The organism is Salinibaculum sp. SYNS191 (assembly GCF_037338445.1).
Classification (GTDB): domain Archaea; phylum Halobacteriota; class Halobacteria; order Halobacteriales; family Haloarculaceae; genus Salinibaculum; species Salinibaculum marinum.
The window spans coordinates 3,188,099-3,207,256 of record NZ_CP147838.1 but is presented as its reverse complement, the minus strand read 5'-3'; the positions used below and the strand labels follow the sequence as shown (position 1 = coordinate 3,207,256).

General features: G+C 57.7%; 18 protein-coding genes and 3 pseudogenes. 14 read left to right on the top strand and 7 right to left on the bottom strand.

Going from position 1 to position 19,158, the window contains the following annotated elements; genetic code table 11:
• The first annotated feature begins 342 nt into the window (after positions 1–342).
• From WDJ57_RS16645 to WDJ57_RS16635, 3 genes are read left to right on the top strand one after another with little or no spacing between them, the layout of a single operon-like run.
• Positions 343–1,206, top strand: a complete 864-nt coding sequence (locus WDJ57_RS16645) for a hypothetical protein (RefSeq protein WP_338902030.1) — start codon at positions 343–345, stop codon at positions 1,204–1,206.
• Positions 1,207–1,986 (top strand): hypothetical protein, encoded by a 780-nt coding sequence (locus tag WDJ57_RS16640; protein ID WP_338902028.1) that lies wholly within the window; start codon positions 1,207–1,209, stop codon positions 1,984–1,986.
• A complete protein-coding gene (locus WDJ57_RS16635; RefSeq protein WP_380630253.1) occupies positions 1,983–2,915 on the top strand; it encodes a hypothetical protein in 933 nt (310 codons plus the stop codon). The genes WDJ57_RS16640 and WDJ57_RS16635 overlap by 4 nt, the downstream gene beginning before the upstream one ends.
• A gap of 190 nt (positions 2,916–3,105) precedes the next feature.
• Here the strand turns inward: WDJ57_RS16635 and WDJ57_RS16630 are convergent.
• Positions 3,106–3,399 (bottom strand): annotated as a pseudogene (locus tag WDJ57_RS16630) (RNA-guided endonuclease TnpB family protein); the annotation flags it as partial.
• A 138-nt stretch (positions 3,400–3,537) separates the two neighbouring features.
• Positions 3,538–5,394: a transcriptional regulator gene (locus tag WDJ57_RS16625; protein ID WP_338902026.1), complete on the bottom strand. Its 1,857-nt coding sequence runs from the start codon at positions 5,392–5,394 to the stop codon at positions 3,538–3,540.
• On the opposite strand from WDJ57_RS16625, the gene WDJ57_RS16620 reads away from it, so the two are divergent.
• Entirely contained in the window at positions 5,395–6,366 is a 972-nt protein-coding gene (locus WDJ57_RS16620; protein ID WP_338902024.1) for a PD-(D/E)XK nuclease family protein, read from the top strand. It begins immediately after the preceding gene.
• A 170-nt stretch (positions 6,367–6,536) separates the two neighbouring features.
• On the opposite strand, the gene WDJ57_RS16615 is transcribed toward WDJ57_RS16620, so the two are convergent.
• Positions 6,537–7,460 (bottom strand): ABC transporter substrate-binding protein, encoded by a 924-nt coding sequence (locus WDJ57_RS16615; protein ID WP_338902022.1) that lies wholly within the window; start codon positions 7,458–7,460, stop codon positions 6,537–6,539.
• 287 nt (positions 7,461–7,747) lie between these two features.
• A complete protein-coding gene (locus WDJ57_RS16610) occupies positions 7,748–9,013 on the bottom strand; it encodes a cytochrome P450 (RefSeq protein WP_338902020.1) in 1,266 nt (421 codons plus the stop codon).
• A 248-nt stretch (positions 9,014–9,261) separates the two neighbouring features.
• Between WDJ57_RS16610 and WDJ57_RS21670 the strand changes: the two are divergent.
• From WDJ57_RS21670 to WDJ57_RS16595, 4 genes and pseudogenes are all read left to right on the top strand, one after another.
• Positions 9,262–9,354 (top strand): annotated as a pseudogene (locus WDJ57_RS21670) (transposase); the annotation flags it as partial.
• 121 nt (positions 9,355–9,475) lie between these two features.
• Positions 9,476–10,018, top strand: coding sequence for a winged helix-turn-helix domain-containing protein (locus tag WDJ57_RS16605; protein ID WP_338902018.1), 543 nt, complete (start codon positions 9,476–9,478; stop codon positions 10,016–10,018).
• A 173-nt stretch (positions 10,019–10,191) separates the two neighbouring features.
• Positions 10,192–10,491, top strand: a complete 300-nt coding sequence (locus tag WDJ57_RS16600) for a hypothetical protein (protein ID WP_338902017.1) — start codon at positions 10,192–10,194, stop codon at positions 10,489–10,491.
• 264 nt (positions 10,492–10,755) lie between these two features.
• The gene (locus WDJ57_RS16595) at positions 10,756–11,610 is read left to right on the top strand and encodes a hypothetical protein (protein WP_338902014.1); all 855 of its coding nucleotides are present in this window, start codon (positions 10,756–10,758) and stop codon (positions 11,608–11,610) included.
• Between the two features lie 194 nt (positions 11,611–11,804).
• Here the strand turns inward: WDJ57_RS16595 and WDJ57_RS16590 are convergent, their stop codons facing one another.
• Together WDJ57_RS16590 and WDJ57_RS16585 are read right to left on the bottom strand one after the other, a co-directional pair.
• Positions 11,805–12,227, bottom strand: a complete 423-nt coding sequence (locus WDJ57_RS16590) for a hypothetical protein (RefSeq protein WP_338902013.1) — start codon at positions 12,225–12,227, stop codon at positions 11,805–11,807.
• 53 nt (positions 12,228–12,280) lie between these two features.
• Positions 12,281–12,781, bottom strand: coding sequence for a DUF7342 family protein (locus WDJ57_RS16585; protein WP_338902012.1), 501 nt, complete (start codon positions 12,779–12,781; stop codon positions 12,281–12,283).
• A gap of 518 nt (positions 12,782–13,299) precedes the next feature.
• On the opposite strand from WDJ57_RS16585, the gene WDJ57_RS16580 reads away from it, so the two are divergent.
• On the top strand, positions 13,300–13,443 hold the full coding sequence (locus tag WDJ57_RS16580; protein WP_338902011.1) for a DUF2080 family transposase-associated protein: 144 nt from the start codon (positions 13,300–13,302) through the stop codon (positions 13,441–13,443).
• A gap of 9 nt (positions 13,444–13,452) precedes the next feature.
• Positions 13,453–14,682 (top strand): RNA-guided endonuclease InsQ/TnpB family protein, encoded by a 1,230-nt coding sequence (locus tag WDJ57_RS16575; RefSeq protein WP_338902010.1) that lies wholly within the window; start codon positions 13,453–13,455, stop codon positions 14,680–14,682.
• 75 nt (positions 14,683–14,757) lie between these two features.
• On the opposite strand, the pseudogene WDJ57_RS21665 reads toward WDJ57_RS16575, so the two are convergent.
• Positions 14,758–14,970 (bottom strand): annotated as a pseudogene (locus WDJ57_RS21665) (hypothetical protein); the annotation flags it as partial.
• Positions 14,971–15,324: 354 nt separating this feature from the next.
• Between WDJ57_RS21665 and tnpA the strand changes: the two are divergent.
• The 4 genes from tnpA (at position 15,325) to WDJ57_RS16555 (ending at position 19,157) form a co-directional block, all read left to right on the top strand.
• Positions 15,325–15,717, top strand: a complete 393-nt coding sequence (tnpA, locus tag WDJ57_RS16570; protein WP_338902009.1) for an IS200/IS605-like element ISNph5 family transposase — start codon at positions 15,325–15,327, stop codon at positions 15,715–15,717.
• A 1-nt stretch (position 15,718) separates the two neighbouring features.
• Positions 15,719–16,975 (top strand): transposase, encoded by a 1,257-nt coding sequence (locus WDJ57_RS16565; protein WP_338902008.1) that lies wholly within the window; start codon positions 15,719–15,721, stop codon positions 16,973–16,975.
• A complete protein-coding gene (locus WDJ57_RS16560) occupies positions 16,962–18,104 on the top strand; it encodes a Fic family protein (RefSeq protein ID WP_380630262.1) in 1,143 nt (380 codons plus the stop codon). Before WDJ57_RS16565 ends, WDJ57_RS16560 begins: the two co-directional genes overlap by 14 nt.
• Before the next feature lie 171 nt (positions 18,105–18,275).
• Positions 18,276–19,157 carry a universal stress protein gene (locus WDJ57_RS16555; RefSeq protein ID WP_338902005.1) on the top strand — a complete coding sequence of 294 codons (882 nt, stop codon included), beginning with the start codon at positions 18,276–18,278 and terminating at the stop codon, positions 19,155–19,157.
• The last annotated feature ends 1 nt before the right edge of the window (position 19,158 follow it).

Sequence of the window (19,158 nt, the reverse complement as noted above, 5' to 3'; positions counted from 1 at the left end):
CGTGACCATCGTGGGAAGCGCCCGGGTGTTGGAGCCACCCAGGCCGGGATTCTGTCGCAAGAAACCCATGAGCACCTTACCCCTCGTCAGAATTGAACCCTTCGCCACGTCGGTTGTACAGAGCGATGAAAACACCTGCAGGTCACGCGGGACACGTAATGGCCATCTGCACGACGCTGCGTCCAACGCCGCGTGTTGGGAGGAAGCCAGTGACGCCCGCGTAAAGAGCGGCTTCACGGACACAGGAGACAGTAAGACTAGTCAGAGACCTGGAGTCGGACGTCTCACCAAGACCCCTCTGGCGGCACTGGAATCGCCACTGAACCCCTGCTCGCCACCAAGATGATCAACGATCTCGATACGGACGTCTTCGTGCGGATTCAGACCGACCTCCTCGTGGTCGGGGATAGCATCATCACCGACCGACATCATGCCTCGAACGGCAACTACCAAGACGACGACCCGCAGAACCAGATCGGCGGCATCATCCCCGCCTTTGCACTTTCAGGGTGGCTTCGCCACGGGATGGAACACGTTGTCCAGAGGAAAGACGGCACTGCCTGCCATCCCGGCGAAGCCAACGCGAACTTCATGAAGGCCAGTGTCTACGACCGCGACCTCGAGGACGGCTATCACGAGAAGGGCACATGCACTGAGGATCCAAAGAAAGACAATGGCTGTGTCATCTTCGATCTCTTCGGCGGGTTCGCCGGGATTCCTGGAAAGGTCATGCGTCGCCCGGTCAAGTTCAATCCCATCCGTTCGAGCGTAGACTACACGCGCGGACAGGCCGAGGGACACTACCGTCGGCTGAATCGGAATGTCGTCTCTCGGAACCCCGATGACGGCCGGGAGCCACTGCGCAATACTGAGCTGGATGCCGTTGCCAATCTCGACGGCAGCTGGCATCTCTCCTTTCGCGAGATGAAACCCGAGTTCATCGGCCTCCTGGCCGTTGCCATCGAGTTCCTCAATGACCACAGGACCGACTTCATGCATCAACTCGGTGGGGCGCGAAACTTCGGCGCTGGCATCGTCGACTGTCACCTCATCAACCCACTCTATACCGAGCAGGAGTTGAAGCGTGTCTTCGACCGCGGGAAACGCACCACCAAGACGATGAAAGACAAAGACGACCAGTGGGCTACGGAGTATCGCCCAGCCCTCGTCGACGAACTGGAGACGCGCATCGCCGCGGGGCTATAGATGGTCGAAAAGGCGACCCCAAACGACGCCCAGGGCAACAGCGATCACGGCGAGATGGTCCTCGCCTACCGCCACGACGCACATAAGCTCAATGGCCATCCCCACGACAACGCCCCAGAAACGTTCGCTGGCGTGCCGGTAAACCAACCAGTCCCACACGGCGCGGACGGCGATGCATCGGCACTGAGCCGCCCCAGCGCGAAGCCAAAGCAAACGGTGAAAAACCACGAGACACTCTACCGGCTGTCGCTCATCGAGGGCAAGAGTCGATACGAGCCCGAGCGGTTCACGCGAAACAGCGTGGAGAGGAGTGTGCGCGCCCTCCTGACCGAGAACGACCCAGAGACCATGCATCAGTCGTGGCTTGAGAGCGACGTTGTCTCGGCGTTCAACGAGAGTGTCTACTACCCCTACACCTCGCTGAAGTACCACACACTACTCGTCGCGGCCCTGCTCGACAACTACCGCGACGGCCACGCATTCGCCGACCTGCGTCTGGTAGTGGATTCTGCTGGGAAGGTAGTGCCCCATCGGACAATCTATGCCAGTGCAGACTTCGCGCTCCGAATCGACGAAAATTCCGAGGGACGGCCATCCGCTCGTCTTGGGAAGCGACCGTGGCGGTCGTGGGCCTCAACCTGGAACAGACTGAGCGCACACCCACTCGACGTTGCTCACGAGAAATACGACATGGTACTCGATGCGAACCTTCGTCGAATCGGCGCGTGGTCTACTGCCCTCCAGTATATCGAGGACTTTCAGGAGGCCTTCGAGCGATGACGCACATTCAGCAAGTCCACTGGGAGTTGACGATGGACTACATTGGACACCCGTACTACGTGAGCGGAAACGCCATCATGCACGCCCTTGGCCAGCACCTCTCGTACGATCGCCATCGTCACCTGCATGCGAGTCACGGAATCTTCGTCCCCGGCCAGTTCGGGACGTTCCCCGATGAACACTCACAAAGCGGATTCAGGCCGTACCTCGGCAGTGGGCTCCCAGAAGTCGAAGCATACGACGACCTGTTCCTGCTGCGCCAGGCGTCACACTCCTGGCTGCTGGAATCCCGGCCCCGAGATGCCCTGAACACGCACGATATCCGCGTCCAGAGCGGTCACCCGGCACTTTCTCACGAGACAATCATGGGAAAGCCGGAGGACGCACGGCGGCAACTACAGACCACGAAGTGGTACCTCAACGCCTACCTCCACGCTGATCACGAGGGTGTCCTCCCGATCGAGGAGAGCACACTGGAGGGACTTCGCTTCGGCGGGAAGCGAAACTATGGCTACGGTAGTACGCGCCTGAAAGACACACAGGTCATCGACGTAGAGGCGTTGGAGTACTCCCGGCTCGAAAATGGTGAGGCATTCATCCTCGAACTCATCACGCCATTCGTACTGGAGTCCGAGTACCCAGACGCCCACGATCAAGACATCCCGTGGTGGTGGAACGAAGAGCGCCACAACCTTCGCGAGCGAGCGGAGAAAATCCTCGAGCAACGCGAGGTGTACAATCTCCAGACCGTAGACCACGGACAGGTGGTCGCATACGACGGCGATCGCCCAGTGGAGACTGCAAAGCGAGGCATCAGACGGGTTGGCACTCACTCAAAGTACGGCTTTGGCGAGCTGCGCGTAAAGCCAGTCGAAGCGCAACCAAACCAGCATCAGGACTCGGAAAGGAAGAGGAAGGCCACCGGTTGAGAGACCAAAACGAGACCTGTGGAATCGACCTGAAACTATCGACGACACCTGAATAAAGATATCGTATCCACAACAAGAACAAACAGACGAAATGTACTCTCCCATTTATATACACCGAGAGTCGCTCCTAGCGGGACCGAGAGGAACCGACGAGAGGTGTTTTTCGGCCGTATGAAATCCTCGCCATGTGAGATGTTTCAGCGTTCTCGTTGAGGCGTTCGACTCCGCTTTTGACGGCTTCGACCGCACGGCGAATCCCTTTCTGGACGAGATTCGCGGTGAGGTCGGTTTCGTCGCGGAGTTGGTCATAGAGAGCGCGTTCGGCTTTCGCTTTGGAAGTGACGTGGTAGCCGTCGCCGCCGTGCCAGCACCACTCGCTCGCGGTGTTGGCACAGTGTCTGAACTGCTCGACAGTCTCTCGAAGGGAGTCGTCGACTCCTTCGGGAGTGTCGAGTTTGATGACGGCGGTACGACGGTATGCCACTGTGTTTTCTCATATAGGTCTTGTGTCACTTATAGAGTTGGGAGTCTGTCTGCCGTCGTGACGTGGTTCGTGGCATCAATGGTCGGTTTCACTCCCCGACCGCAAGGGTCGTGGTATCCGCCTTGTACCGCCTGTGAATTATTCGATCCGCTGATACGTGTTAAGCCGACCACTCCGGTCGACGGTAATCTGGCCATCCTCCTCGAGCTGGCGGAGTTTGTTGTAGATCCGGTGGTCGGGAAAGTCCAGCTCTGTGCGGAGGTCTTCGATCGTGTTCGGGTCCTCCAGCGAGACGAGCAGCGCGTTCTCGAGACAGTACGAGACGAGCCGGTCCGTGATGGGTGCAACAATGTCGTAGCGCTCTTCGAGAACATCGAGGGTATCGAGCACGGCAAACGAGAAGAATCGGCCAGTGCGGTCGTCCTGGGTCTTGATCTCCTCGAAGATGCCCTCCCAGTCGAGATCGGCTTGCTGGGCGATCAACGCGACATCTTCGAGGTCGCCCTCCCGTTCCATGATCGATTTGAACACGAAGATGTCGCTCAGCGAGAGCAGATGCACGTGGAGATTGCCGTACTCGAATGACTGGTCGCACCGCTCGATCATCGCCTCGTTCAGCTGGAGTTGGCCTGCGACGGTCTCGACGAAGATGCCCCAGCGCGGAAATCCCTCCTTCTCGAGCACAAGACTGGGGTCGAGTTGGTTGTATGCCGCTTCCAGGTCGCCACGCTCCTCGTATCCCAAGTCCTGGAGCGATTCAGCGAGTGTGAAGAACGTCTGTCCGTCCGCAACGACGAGATCGACGTCCTTGGTCGAGTCCTTCAGACCACGCAGAATGAGGTTACCGCCTCCGAGAAGATAGGTGTCGACAGGTGCCTCCAGATAATCTCCAAGTTCTTCGAGTCCTCGCTGGAGGCTAGCCTCAGGGTGGTGGCCACGCGGGTAGACCCCATAGTCATTTGCGAGGTCGATAAATTCCTCCCACGGGAGAAAGAGCTCTTCGTGGTGGACCTCTCGCTGGTCGATGTATGCGAAGAGGTCAGCCCACCTCTCGACGCAGTCCCACCTGTTTGCGAGCCGCCAGAGATCGCTGGAATCGAGGGTAGCGCGGTGCGTGAGATAGAACACGGCCGCCATCGCCATCTGTTTCTTGTTCTCCGCGACGGTCACCGCATGGATCAGAATATCTTCGAGATCCAGCGAGCGATCGCCTTGATAGACGTAGGTCTTCGCTGGGTAATAGTCGACACCGTAGCGTGTGAACGCCGAGAACGCAGTCGGCGTGCCGTCGACGTCACCTTTGCTCGTCGCCACGAGTCGGTCGCCGTTCGCGCGGTATTCGGTTTCGAACGGTGTCGTTCGGGTTCTGGCGTCGAGAAACGACCGAAGCGTGTCGTCACTGATGGCATAGCCGTCGTCAGTATGTGCGATCGCACCAGTCTCCTGGATTTCGTTCAGGTGCTGATAGAGTGTCGATTTCGCGAAACCTTGCTTTTGTAACTCAGCGATTGATATAGGGCCCGGAAGTAGCGCAACCAGGATGTCCTCTTTCGTCCCTGTCAGGACTTTTTCGAGTGCGTAGCGGTCGAGGAGCTCGGCAAGCAGTGACGCTTCGTACGTGTGGGCCAATTGCACGCCGTCGGTTCGGTCCACAAGATGGGCATCTTCGAGATCGCCAACGATCTCCGAGGTCCAGCTCTGACTTTTGTCGATCGCATCGGCTAACTCGCCGATCGAGTAGGACCGATCCCGCAAACAGTCGATAGCCCGTAGCGCTGCTTCCCTCATAGATTCCAATTTTACCGATATATTTATAATTATATCGGTGAATATGGAATTCAGATCCTTCACCGCTAAAGGATGGCACGGTGCAGGTACCGACGCCACGGCCACAGGCGCCAACGCGGCCAGCGACGCCGACGCCGACAGCACAGCGCCGTTACTTAACACAATATCCAGGAATAACTTAATCAATTTTCGCTGTGACTGCTGCATATGGAAATTGAACAAGGAACATCCTTCGAGACTATCGGAGAGCACGAGATTGATTTTTCCGTAGCTCAGTTGGTAGAGACCTCCGATTCATTCAGATGTTGGTTTGTCTTCCAGGCCGTTCCTGCTATTGAATGTGATGAGTATCTCGGAGGGGCTATACACGCGAGTTACGCCGGAGAAGGTGAATCCGATATTGAGTTCGGATTCCTCACGGAAACGGGGGATCGGCATATCGTATTGGTGGAAAATAAGATAGATGCCGCCAAGCAACCGGACCAGATTGAACGATACTACAACCGGGGAAAGTTCCGTGTCGACCGTGATGACTGGGATTCGTACACAGTCTGTTTGTTAGCTCCAGAGAGGTACGTGTCCAAAGAAGATGAAACGGGATTTAGTTCGATCATCTACTATGAGGACGTTCTTGAACAGATCGAGAACCTTTCACACGATGGGGCGGAGTTCCTACAAGATGTGTTTGAGGCGGCTCTAACGAAATCTCGCACATCAACGACACCCAATGCTTCTGACACCCTACATGCAGTCCGAGATCAATTCTTGAATGAAACGGAAATACAACATCTTGAATCAGATCCGGAGTATTCGGGGTACAACAAACGCACTTCGTTCAAATCAACGCACCCGGACCATCACGAGGCTATTCGGTACGATGTATATGTCGGGGAAGTAGGTGACGCAGGTCACACAAATATTAGGTTACAGATACAAAGCACAGATGGTCTCACCGAGGGAGGACGGGAATCACTAAAATCAACAGCGTCAGAGCATACTGAGGCCATTCCAGATTACAATTGGCGTTTACAGCGAAAGAAAAATATTGTTTTCAAACAGGTAGGGCACGATACTGTAATCCAAGACGACTCATACGAGACTTATGCTGACGCGATCGTCGATGAGTTACTCACCCTCACGAATACGTTTCATCCAATATTTGCTGAAGAGCGTAGCTGACGGTGGCCTTCTACTAATCGTCTGAAAATCACATAACTCGACGACTATTCCGTTACAAGTGACACCAGCATAATACTGTTGAGTTGCTGCATAACAGATTGAGTACAATTTGAGACTGATAGATAGATCGGGGGTTGACATGGGGATGCACTGTTCGGCTGTGAAAGATTCTATGACACGCTGCATGAACGTTTCCAGGTCCGCACGTTGCTGTCCGTCAGACCGTAGTTCCACACGTCGGGATCGAGAAGCGCACGCTGCTCCGCCAGCTGGTGGTGTGCCCATACGATGGACGTGTTCGTTTTCACATGCCGATTCAGTTCGCGACGGCGGTCAAGCGCCGCCGTGAACGCCTCGACGAGATTGGTGGCCACCCACGAGTGGTCCGCGAGGACCTCGTCACGCACGACCACGACGTGCATGATCGGAAAGATGGCTGTCTCCCGGTAGTACTGTCGCTCCTCGGCGACCGGGTCGTCGAACACGAAGTCGAGGTCCTCGGATTCGACGACGGCGTTGAACATCGACGAGACGGGATCCATCGCCGCGTCAAGGTCGCCAGCGCGAAACATCTCGCGGTACGCCGACGGATCAGCGACGGTATCGTCGCTCTGGTCCCGCGGGAGCGGCTGGACATCGAACCGAGGGGGAATGGCCGTGGGCACGCTCGTCTCGCGTTGATACCAGGTGACGGCTTCGAGGTCGAGTCCGTAGTGTTCCTTGGCGATGCCGCGGATCCAGACGCCTGGCGTCGAGTGCCAGGTCTGAATGCCGACCCGTTTGCCTGCAAGATCCGCAGGGTCGTCGACGGGGGCGTCCGTGTGCTTCCACAAAAACGAATGCCTGAAGCGTCGTGCCGGGAACACCGAGAGTGCAGTGCACGAATACTCCTCGTCGCTGGCCCTGGCCGCGAGATACGACGCCAGCGAGACCTCGGCAACATCGTAGTCTCCGTATTCGAAGAACCACCGATTGCGCCGGGGCGGGTACTCTGAGACGACAGTCGCGTCGATCCCATCTGGCTCGACCTCGCCCGACAGCAACGCCCGGTTCACGTCCCGATTCCCAACTGCAATCGAGAGGTCGAGCGGCATACCTGCACTACATATTATTAAAGAAATGTATTTTTTGGAGAATTTTGCTGAAAGAGCCTTGCGTTCTCGCCGTCCAGTTCTCTATGGATAAAACCACTACACTAGACGGGTTTTCGACCATCGGTGTAGCTGTCTCTATCCAGAACTGTTGTAATTAGAGGCCAACTACGTGACTCAGTCTTGTACGTTAGCCTCGGAGAAGTCCGTAATCGGCATCATCAGTCCTTGCTACCGCCTACGTCACGCCCCTAATTAATCATACGGTCAGCAGTATTATCCTTCGATGATCACCGTTTGTGAACACGCATTCGCACATCCTCGGATGGCTGCAACGTCAGCTCCATATTGACCTCGGGCTCGGGCGAACTCAACAGCTCGAAATCGACGCGTCGGGCGAGAATCGGGATAATGTGTTTCAGCTCCATCATCGCAAAGTGCATGCCGATACACTGGTGGGGACCACCGCCAAACGGGAAGTACGCGAAATCGGGTCGCTGGTCGCTCCGGTCTTCACTAAAGCGTTCGGGCCGGAATTCCTCGGGGGCGTCGAACCACCGGTCGTCAGCATGAACAGTGAACTGCGGGAGCAAGACTTTCGTCCCTTCGGGGATGCGGTACCCGCCCAGTTCCGTCTCCTCGGTGGCCTCGCGGAACAGCATCCCGGCCGGGGGATACATCCGCATCGCCTCCTTAGCTACGTGCTCGGTGACCGGGAGGTCTGAAAGATCGTCGGCCGTCGGTGGCCCGTCTAGTACGGTCGTGACTTCCGTCTCCAGTCGATCGTAATCCTCCGGATTGCTCCCCAGCAACAGCCACGTGAAGGTCAGTGCCATCGCTGTGGTCTCGTGACCGGCGATGAGAAACGTGATCAGGTGATCGTGGATCTCCTCGTCGCTCATCGAGTACTCGTGGTCGTCCTCCTTTTCAAGCATCATCGTCAGGAGATCCTCGTATTCGTCCGGATTCGCGCGTCGTTGTTCGATGAGCGTCTCGACCGTCGCGTCGAAGGCATCCATGGCCTGTGTGTATCGACGGTTCCTGTGTGTCGGCACCCACGACGGCAGGAGCATCTCGACGGCGCCGAAACCGCTCATATCGGCCATCGTCTGGAGTTCGTCGGCGGCGTCAGTGATGACCTGCCTGTTCTCCCCGAGGTCGAAGTCGAACAGCGAGTTCGTCAGAATCGACAGCGTCAGGCGGGAGAACTCCTCGTTGAGGACGATTTCTTCGCCGTCGTCCCACTGGTCGACCAGCCGTTCCGTGGCGGCAACCATCGCCGAACTGAAGCCCTCCAACCGGTCCAGTCCGAACATCGGCTGGAGGAAGTGTCGCTGTTGTTTCCACTCCTCGCCCCGAGTGAACGTGAGTCCCCGCGGTGCGATCTCGTAATCGAGCAGTTCCTTGAGTTCGTCGAAGTTCCACCGCTCGTAGGTGCCCTGTCCCAGCAACACGTCGCCGATATACTCGGGATGGAAGACAGCGACAGCGTCGATACGCGGAAACTCACAGTGGACGACATCGCCGTACTCCGCGAGCTCGTCGAAAAATCCCATGGGCTGTTTGATATACTGATGTGCATGTCCCAGCACTGGGAGACCATCGGGGCCAGGTGGGAGGTTTTGGGGGCCACCGTTCGAACCTGAACCCCTGTCTCTACCTGTCATATGTTGTTTTTATGAATGAAGATTAATAGAAATTTTTTCCCGGGATCACAACTCTTCAAACAGTTCAAGTCCGGAACAGTGACGTCCTCAGGTTTCTGCGAAACCTGATGGGCTGTACGAGAGCGACGCTCTCGTGAACGCCGAGCGGCGGATTTACCGCCCACCCTGATGGGTTCGAGGCCGAGTTCACGGACAAGCCCCACCCTCCACGAGCGAACCCGTCAGGGTGAGCGAAGTAGGGTGGAGTAGTTGACAGAGGAATTCTGCAGCCTGCTGAAGTTGGACTCGGATGGCCAACGCAATAATTTGCGGAGGGGTAGAAATATTACGCTCGAACAGGTACTGGTGCGTATGTCGCCCGAGACTCCGTCCGACGATGCCGAGTGGGTCGAGACGTGGAAAGAACACGCGTCGGCGTTCGACCGCGTGAAATCGGTCACGATGACGCTCTCGGATCCGCAGCCAGCGTCCTGGATTGCGTCGGAGGCGGCCGTCTCCCCGAATACGGCCCGGGACCACCTGCGCCGGCTCATCGATCTCGGTGTGGTGACAGCGACCGAGAAAGATGGCACCCGCCACTACTATCCGGACCCGCTGTACACGCGGCTCCGGGATGTCCGGGAGTTGCTTGAGGAGACGACGAAACGCGACCTCGCGGAGCAGGCAGTCGACTTGAAAGACGACATCGCGGCCTGGAAAACCGAGTACGACGCTGCGTCCCCGACGACCCTGCGTGAGCGAGCGGCCGAAGTGGGTGTCTCTGCCGAACAGGCGCACGAACTCATCGCAGTCGCGAGCGACTGGGAACTCGCCCGCTACCGACTCTCGCTCGTCCAGGACGCCATCGAGAACTACGATACCTGGTCAGCCGATTCCTCGTCGATCACCGTATGACGACCGATCCTGGCCGGGATCGTCACCGCATTCTCCGCGAGCTGCGTAGTGAGTTGGCGCGACACCCAGCCGTTCGATCTGTCGAGGGGGAACCGCCGTCTGCATATCGGGAACTGCGAGCGACACTCGACCCGTCGTGGTTCGGCCGCCCAGCCGAGACAGCGTCGCTTCGGGTGACGTGGATTCCGAATCCGTCACCTGAGCCCGAGGCATCTGATCGTGGGAGCGACGCGTGGCGGCGCACACCGATTCGGGCGTACGACACCCTCCATTACAGCGAGTCAGACGGTCTCGACTGCGGATTCCACTGCGAACCGAACCCACACGTTGACGGCTTGCTCCACTATCAGGAGCGGGACGACACGAACGACGAGTACACGTACGTGCCGGTGTCGTTCGACGCACGCTCGGTGGCGGGTCTCTTGTGGGAGATGATGGACGCGCTCGCCGACCGGCTCGGTGAGGCCGATTGAGTAAGCTTGTCACCAAAGCCGTGTGTTCGATAGCAGCGGAGATCGTGGTCACAGCCCACTCGATGTGCCAGTAGAGGACTGCCCTCGTCTGGTCTTTTCATCCTCCACACCCGCTGGACAGTCACCCACCCTAACAGACGAAATCTACTCTCTCCGAAGCGCCTTATTAGCAACAGCACCGTCGTAAACCGACGCGTGCCGTCACTTCCCGGGCTCCCTCACGCGACCTCCGATTTAATTACCCCGGGCCGGATATTTCTGGATGTGAAACAGTGTCCAGAGACGCCTGCACTGGAGGAAACCGAATCGTTCTCCGGGCATGTGTGGGTCGAAGAACTCCCGACCGGTGGCGAATTCCGCTTCCAGGTCTCCTCCGCTGGGCTGGTGACGTTCGCAACGCCCGAGCGTACGTACGACTCACGTGAGGCGGTCCCGCTTCCGTATTGGCGGGCGGCAGACGCAATTTCTACACGCCTCGATCGCCAGGTGCTGCAGGCAGCACGAAGCGATCCGGGTGCGGTGACGTTTTGCGGGGTGGCACCGTGGAATGCGGGCATTGCGTATCCGTGGGATGCAGTCCCGGCATTCGTCGGGGTCGACGTCTGGGACGAGGCAACGGGTTCGTTCTTACCACCGGATAGGGCAAGCAGTGTCTTCCAGCGGATTGGACTGTCGACGCTGCCTGCAATCGAGAAAGAACTCCAGACGGCCCACACCGATCTGACGAGATTTGAAACAGCAGAGGCATTCCCGGAATCAGCGTGGCGAGACGGCCAGGCAGTGGGCGTCCTTATCCGTGATAAATCTGGGATGCGCGCACAGGCGTGGCGTCGAGAGCCCACGCCCACTGCCTCACAGCCCGAGATAACCCAGGAGCCAGCTGCGACACTGGCAGAATCCTACGTCACGACCAACCGGATTGAGCAAACGGTTGCCGCGCTTCGTGACAGCGGACAGTCAGTGACGGTAGATGGGATCCGTGACCGACTCATCGCAGATATTGCCCGAGAAGCCTACAGCGAATTGTACTCCGACGGTGAGTTTATCGCATCACTGTCTGCGTTTCGCTCGCGTGTTGGCGAGCGCGTCCAGCAACACCAATTCGACACCGGGGAATGACCGGGAACGGAGACGAGAGTGGACGAGGCGGAAAGTCTACGAAAAACAGGAATCCCTCAATCACCTCCTGATACACACCGTATATTTTGCACGAGCGATATCGACCTACCAGAGATTTGTGCGAACCATCGTGACGGATACTGAGGCTGAGTTCAGCACAACAAAGTGAGGGTGAGTGACCAGTCCAACGGTCGTCATGGCGGATTTGTGCCAGCGTTCATGCTGTCCAATGCATCCTCGCCGAGTGCCTGTTTCCACAGTAGGTGGACTGCCCTGGCGACGAGGTCGATCCGTTTTGCTTCGAGACATGAGGCCTCGACCTCCTCATCCACGTTTGACGCTTCCGGGGGCGGATGGAAGTGTCGGTCGTCAGACGGTATCGAAAACTCATGGGGATGGATATCCCAGCGAAGATTGCGTTCGGAATCATCTGAGTGGTGAATGTTGTAGTCCCCCGCTGTCGTCCATCGCACCGCAAATGTGGTCTCCTCTGCACCTCCGGGGCCGTACGGGATGGTGAGCCGGAGTTCTCTGGGATCAACTCGATCATCGATCGCGCCAGAGGCCATCGGTTCGATGGAGACGAACGCATCGCGAAATGCGTCGAGCTTCGCCACGTCGATCGATCCTCGAAGCGCGTGGGATTCGCTCTCTCCACCGTCAAAGTGCATCAGATTGCCTCTGCGACCCCGGATACGTCTTCGACGCCACTGAGTGCGAGAGCCACCTCGGCGAACGCGAGGTTTCGCCGCGTCGTTCGCCATTCCAGAAGCGTCTCTGGGTCGATATCCGCGTGGGCTCGGACAGCCCCATCGGGCGAGTTGGCGTTGAACCGCTCGCCGTACTCACGAAGGGTTTCGCGCATCTCGAGTACGCGTCTCGAGAGCGTATCGACATCCGTCTCGTCAAGGATACGCCGCGCCTGTTCGAGAGCGAGTGAATCGTTCGCCCGTCGATACAGCGTGGCCTTCGAGTCAGGCGAAGCTGTCTCCGTCACGTAGCCGTGTTCGACCAGGGAGCGGAGGTGCTTGCGAGCCGTCTGCTCCGAGGTGAGAGATTTGTCCGCCACGGTCGCTGCAGTCATGGGCTCGTACGCTGTGTGCATCACGGACTGCACGCGATCGAAGGGAGTGGTATCACGTTTCCAGTCCTCCTTCGCGTACTCGTTCACATTCTCGAACGGTGGGGCTGGGTCTGGCATGGGTGAGCGTACGATACGTAAGAATATCACTCTTCGGGTTGATATATTGATCTGTCCAGGTGACTGTTTTCTGGTCCTGGAGCGGATATATCCCATCCCTCAAAGGATTGTTTCCCCACCCTATACGATTGGATAAATCCAGTACAGTCGAAGCGACCCCGCGCCAGCAGCCAGTGTGGTGTCCGCTCGCGCGCCACAGAATTGCTGTGCGAAAAGAGAGAATGGACCCTGGCAATTCGACGCGAGGATATCGTCATCGTCAATCGTAAACAGAAATGCAGAAACATGTTTATGTGAATCTGTCTTCTTTTTTACCTGAATTGAGGCGCTAAGGCCCCTTCCTCAAGGAGCAACGCAGGGAGCGAAGCGACCGAGTAGCGCAGTAGGGAGGGGATACAGCGCCGCACAGTTCTCATACACGTTCGACACTCGGCCCACAGGCCCACGCTCCGGTACATTTATGTTTATACAATATTTAAACAGTAGCGATGGATAGGCACGAAATAGAAGGCCACGAAGTCATCGCAGGGACGGCGAAAGCCACCGGCAACGGCGCTCACGTCCTCGTCCCGAAGGACTGGCGTGGTGCGAACGTGAAAGTCGTCCGAACAAGCGAACCCACCGACGAATAACCCCACCAAATGAACTACAACTACAGGTATCGGCTACACCCGTCCGACGCGCTCGAAGACCAGTTAGCGTGGACAGTCGATACTTGTAGACAGGTCTATAATCACTTCCTCCACCGCCTGAATCGGAACGACGATACTTCGGCGTACACCGAACAGAAGCGGCTCCCCGATCTCAAGAGGTGGTGGAGCGACCTGAAAGAGGTACACTCGAAGGTTCTCCAAAAAGTCGTCCAACGGCTATATGACAACCTCTCGACTCTCCGTGGCCGCAAAGAGAACGGCTACCACGTCGGCACACTCAATTGGAAGGCTCCGGGCGAGTACCGCAGTTTCACCTACAGTCAATCCGGCTTCAAGCTCAAAAACACGAGCGGTCGGACGCGACTGTGGCTCTCGAAACTCGGTGAAATCCCGCTCACCTTCCACCGTGACCTGCCCGACGACGCCGAAATCAAAACGGTCACAATCAAGCAGGAGCCGACTGGGAAGTGGTACACCATCTTTGGCGTCGAAACCCCCGACAACCCGCCAGAGAAGCCAGAGAATCCAGAGAAGTGCGTCGGTATCGACGTGGGGATTCTCCAGTACGCTCACGACACGGACGGCACGGCCGTCGAATCTCCCGACCTCTCAGATGAACGCGAACGGTTGGAACGCGCACAGCGCGACCTTTCACGGAAGGAACACAGCTCTGCGAATTGGGAGAAACAGCGCCGGGTTGTGGCTGAGCGCCACGCCGCCCTCAAGCGAAAGCGGCACGACTTTCTCCACAAGTTGTCGAACTACTACGCTACCGAATACGACTTAGTGGCCGTAGAGGACTTGGACGCGAAAGGGTTGGTCGAACTTCCGGGCAACTCGCGCAACCGAGCGGGCGCGGCGTGGGGAACGTTCCTGCGGATGCTCGGATACAAGTGCGAGCGGGAGGGGACACATTTCGTGGCGGTTGACCCGGTGGGGACGACTAAGGAGTGTGCGTCGTGTGGCGTTTCGACAGACAAGCCGCTGTGGGTGCGTGAACACTCTTGCCCGGCTTGTGGCTTCAAGGCGGATAGAGATGCGAACGCGGCGTGGAACATCCTTTCTCGCGGTCTTGAACAAGTAGGAGTGGGACACTCCGAATCAATGCCTGTGGAGACTGCTCTTCCTGTGGACACCGATTCGGTGTCTGCAAAGCGCGTCGTGGAAACAGGAAGCCCTACCCTCAAGGAGCGAACGGCGTCAGCCGTGAGCGAGTAGGGTAGGGTAGTTCACATATGACCGGCACTACGATGCGTTCGATGTGACGCCGCTTCCATATCGCGGGTGACCGACTCATCGCAGATGTGGCCCGAGAAGCCGACAGTGATCCTCCGTGGGAAGTTCGGCTCCCGGCCCCACGGAGACACTGTGCGGGTTCGTGCACACGCCTTTGGGACGTTCGTGAGGGTGTGATTTCCCCGACCACTCGTGGTCGTCGCACTCGAATCGCACGGACCGTGCCATCGGCCTGACTTCTGTATCGCTGTTTTCTCGAAGGGCCGCCTCTGGAATCCGCTCTATTAGTATACACACTTATATACAAACTATACGTAGAATCTGCGTCAGCGTTCACAAGTATACTATCTTGATTCAGTGAGAGAATCCCGCCGTTGAGTGGTATGCACAAGAACTGAATAGTAAACGAAGACGGGCGAGCGGCTACAGAATCGGTGGCTTCGCCTTGCTCGCAATCACTGGTCTGTAACGCTCTTCACTGACTATTCAACAGTTGCAGTGACCACTCCACGGCGGGCGTGAATCGCGTAAGCCCGGTTCGACAGTCCACGCGGTTCTGCCCGACCGAATACTCAACGGCACAAGAGTTATTGAAATTGGGTGTCTTGTATTTGGTGAGGCCAAATGGAGTATCACCTGCAATCCGGGTCGCACACGGTCTACGCGCTCCAATACCACTTTGTGACCGTCACGAAATACCGCGCCGACATCCTTACCGATGAGCGGCTGGAGCGCGTGGCTGAAGTCGCTCACGAGATTGCAGAGGACTTCGAGGCCGACATCACAAACGTGGACGGAGGCACTGACCACGTTCACATCCTCTTCACGACCAAACCAACCACAGACCTCACGAAGTTCATCAACTCGCTCAAAGGCGTCACGTCCCGTCGGATTCGGCAGGAGTACCCGGAGGTGAAACAGACGCTCGAAGATGCGTTCTGGCAACCGGGGTACTTCCTCGCCACGACCGGCCAAGTGAGCATCGACGTGCTGATGGACTACGTGGAAAACCAGTAGCATGACCGCGACAACCACGAAAACGCTGGAGGCTACGCTCGCCCCGCCGACAGCCCACAAAGAGCGGAAACTGTGTAAACTTCTCGACACTTACCGGGCAGGACTACACGAGGCGTTCGAGGCCGGGTGCGAGACGATGACCGCCACCAGCGACGTGGTGACGCCCTACGACCTGCCGTATCAGGCGAAAGCGGCCCTGTGCAACTACGTCCCGCAACTGCACGGTACCTACGACGCACAGGAGTTAGACGACAACCACCCGGTTCGACTCACCAACCAAGCCGCCGAGTTCGACCACTCACCGGAACGCGACTACGAGTTTACCTGGTGGGCACCACAACCCGGTCGCGGGACGAATTTCTGGATACCGCTTCGTATCAATCCCGCACAAGAAGACCTGTGGCACGACCTCGTACACGGTGACGCTTCGGCGGGACAACTCCGACTGCAACGCCACCGCACGTCGTGGAGACTCCACGTCACCGTCGAGTTCCCGGTCGAAGAACCCGACTACGAACCGACCGACGACGATGTAACACCAGTCGGCTTTGATATTGGCGAAGCACACCTGCTCGCGGGCTGTGCCTGCGAGCAGGGGACTCCGACTGACCCACTACTCATCAACGGTGGCCGCGCTCGCCACCTTCGCAAAGAGATGTTCACGACGCTGAAACGACTCGAAGAGCGTGACGCCGCCGAGTGGCGGATTGACGAACGATTCGACCACTACCAGAACGCACTCACTGACATCATCGAGAAGGCGTCTCGACGGGCCGTCGAGTACGCCTGTCAATTCGAGAAACCAGTTCTTGTGCTGGAAGACCTCTCGCACATCCGCGACGACCTCGATTACGGCGAATGGATGAACCGACGCCTCCACGCATGGGCGTTCGCTCGCTTGCAGGGGCGCATCGAGGACAAAGCACGAGAGGCCGGGCTTCCGGTGAGATACGTCGAACCGTCCTACACGTCGCAGACGTGCAACGAGTGCGGCCACATCGGGTATCGGAACGGCGACGAGTTCCGCTGTACGAACGATGAGTGTTGGGTGTCGGAGTATCACGCAGACATCAACGCGGCGGTCAACATCGCTGACCGTCACGACCCGTGGGGTGAGAGCCTGCCGCTGAAACCGGCGGGCGATGACATCCCACGGGATGGGAGCGCCGGTGACAGCGCCGCGACCCCCACCGAGCAGAGCCACCCACGGCAGATGACGCTCGGAGAGGTCGGGTCGGAACCCACTGCCGGTAGGTAGCCGGTATTCCCATGCAGGGAAGCCGCGCCGTTCACGGCGCGGAGGATGTCACTCACCGGAGGCGCTCCCGGTAGAACCGAAGCTCGAGCTCTCCGAAGGGACGCACGATCTGGTGGCCGATGCCGCATATCAGATCGGTCGTGTTGACGGCATCAGTTCGACGGTCGATTTCTCCGCAGTTCTGTATACCTCCCTCATTCGCATCGAGGCTGTCGAATCCGCACGTATCGAAGGTGCAGATGTCGCGTATCAAGATGTTGAGGCGTACCACACGAAGCATCCCTCAGGCAACGGGGACACGAAAATCGAGAAGGATCTGAAAGAAGCCCTCAACTACGAAACTGCGCTGACATATGGACTCGATAGAATCGAGAGTGGCACGTCGATAACCCTCTCGTTTATCAAAGAACTCCATGCGATGCTGCTCGAAGACGTCCGAAATGAGGGTGACGTCGTCGGTGACTTCCGCGACCATATGGTTCATCTCACGAGCCCACAGCCAGGACAGCGTCCGTTCGTCCCACCGACTCCGGAGGGACTCAATGGACTCATGCACTCACTCGAGTCATACATTCAGATGGGTGGACAGTACCATCCGCTCGTCGACGCCGCCATCATCCACTATTTCTTCGAGACAGTTCATCCCTTCTCGGATGGAAACGGTCGACTGGGTCGACTGCTCATTATTTTGTATTTGACGAACGAGGGATACCTCGAAAGCCCATACATCTACCCGAGCGCGTATTTCAATCGTCACAAAGTCGAGTACGTCGAACGCATGCGTGCGGTGAGCGAGAAGGGGGCATGGGACGAGTGGCTCACGTTCTTCCTCGAAGGACTCCGAAGTCAAGCTGAGACGTCGTACGACCGGACTCACCGACTCCGTGAACTCCAAGAGCGCTACGAGACGGAGTATCCAGGCAGCACGACGACGGAGAAGTTCGCTCGGCAATTACTCCAGTATCCGTATTTTACGGCACCAGATCTCGTGGAGTATCTCGACGTCTCACGCCGGACCGCCTACAAGGTCGTCGACGACCTCGAATCGGATGGCCTCATCGAGGAAGTGACCGGGAAAGAACGCGGGAAGGAGTACAAAGCAGTCGAGGTGTTCGACATTCTGGCATAGGCGACAGACGCTGTACGCTCACCGACAGGGAGGACACGGAGACTGCAGAAAACCAGAGGGCAACAGCCGTCGGTTTAGCATCTCCCCCGATTGTCAATGCATGAGAATTTGAGCGGGGTGTTTCCGCTGCGGCCCACGAAGTTGAGACTGCAGCGAGGGGATACCCAACCAATGTTCGACCAGATTCTCTTCCCAACAGATGGCAGTGACGGAGCAGCAGTCGCCGTCGCCCATGTCTTCGACCTCGCGGCTTATCACGATACCACAGTCCACATCCTCAACGTCGCAGACACAACACAGGAGAGCGCCCTCCAAATCCAGAACGAGACGAGTGACGTACTCGAACAGGAGGGCAAAGAAATCGTCGAGGAGACAGCTACCCAGGCAGAAGATCGAGGAGTCGATACTGTCACGGCGGTCGTCCAGGGTGAACCGTATCGCGAAATCATCGAGTACGCCGACACGCACGGGATCGATCTCGTCGTCATGCCAACGCATGGACGCCGGGGACTCGAACGATTCCTCCTCGGCAGTACAACCGAACGCGTTGTCCGCCGAGCGGACGTCCCAGTGCTGACGATTCGACCGGGCGACGACGTCACGATCGCCCACCCATACGAGAACATCTTAGTCCCGACTGACGGGAGCGAATGCGCGAATCAAGCGCTGAGCCTTGGGGTGGGTGTCGTAGACGCTGAGGAAGCGACACTGCATCTCCTCTCGGCCATTGCCATTCCCGCGCTAGGGGCCGATTCTCGGCCAGATATACAGATGGAGATACTGGAAGAAAGCGCCCACGAACTTCTCGAGGAGGCAGCGGCCTTCGCAGAGAACGCCGGTGTCGAAGCAACTGCGAAAGACGTCGAATACGGCTCATCGATTCACAAAGCAATCCTGACGTATATCGAGGAACACGACATCGATCTCGTCGTCGTCGGCACTCACGGCCGAACGGGTTTCGACCGATACGTCCTGGGGAGTGTCACTGATTATCTCGTTCGCACCTCACCGATTCCCGTCCTGACGGTGCGGGCACCTGAGGCAGACACGTAGA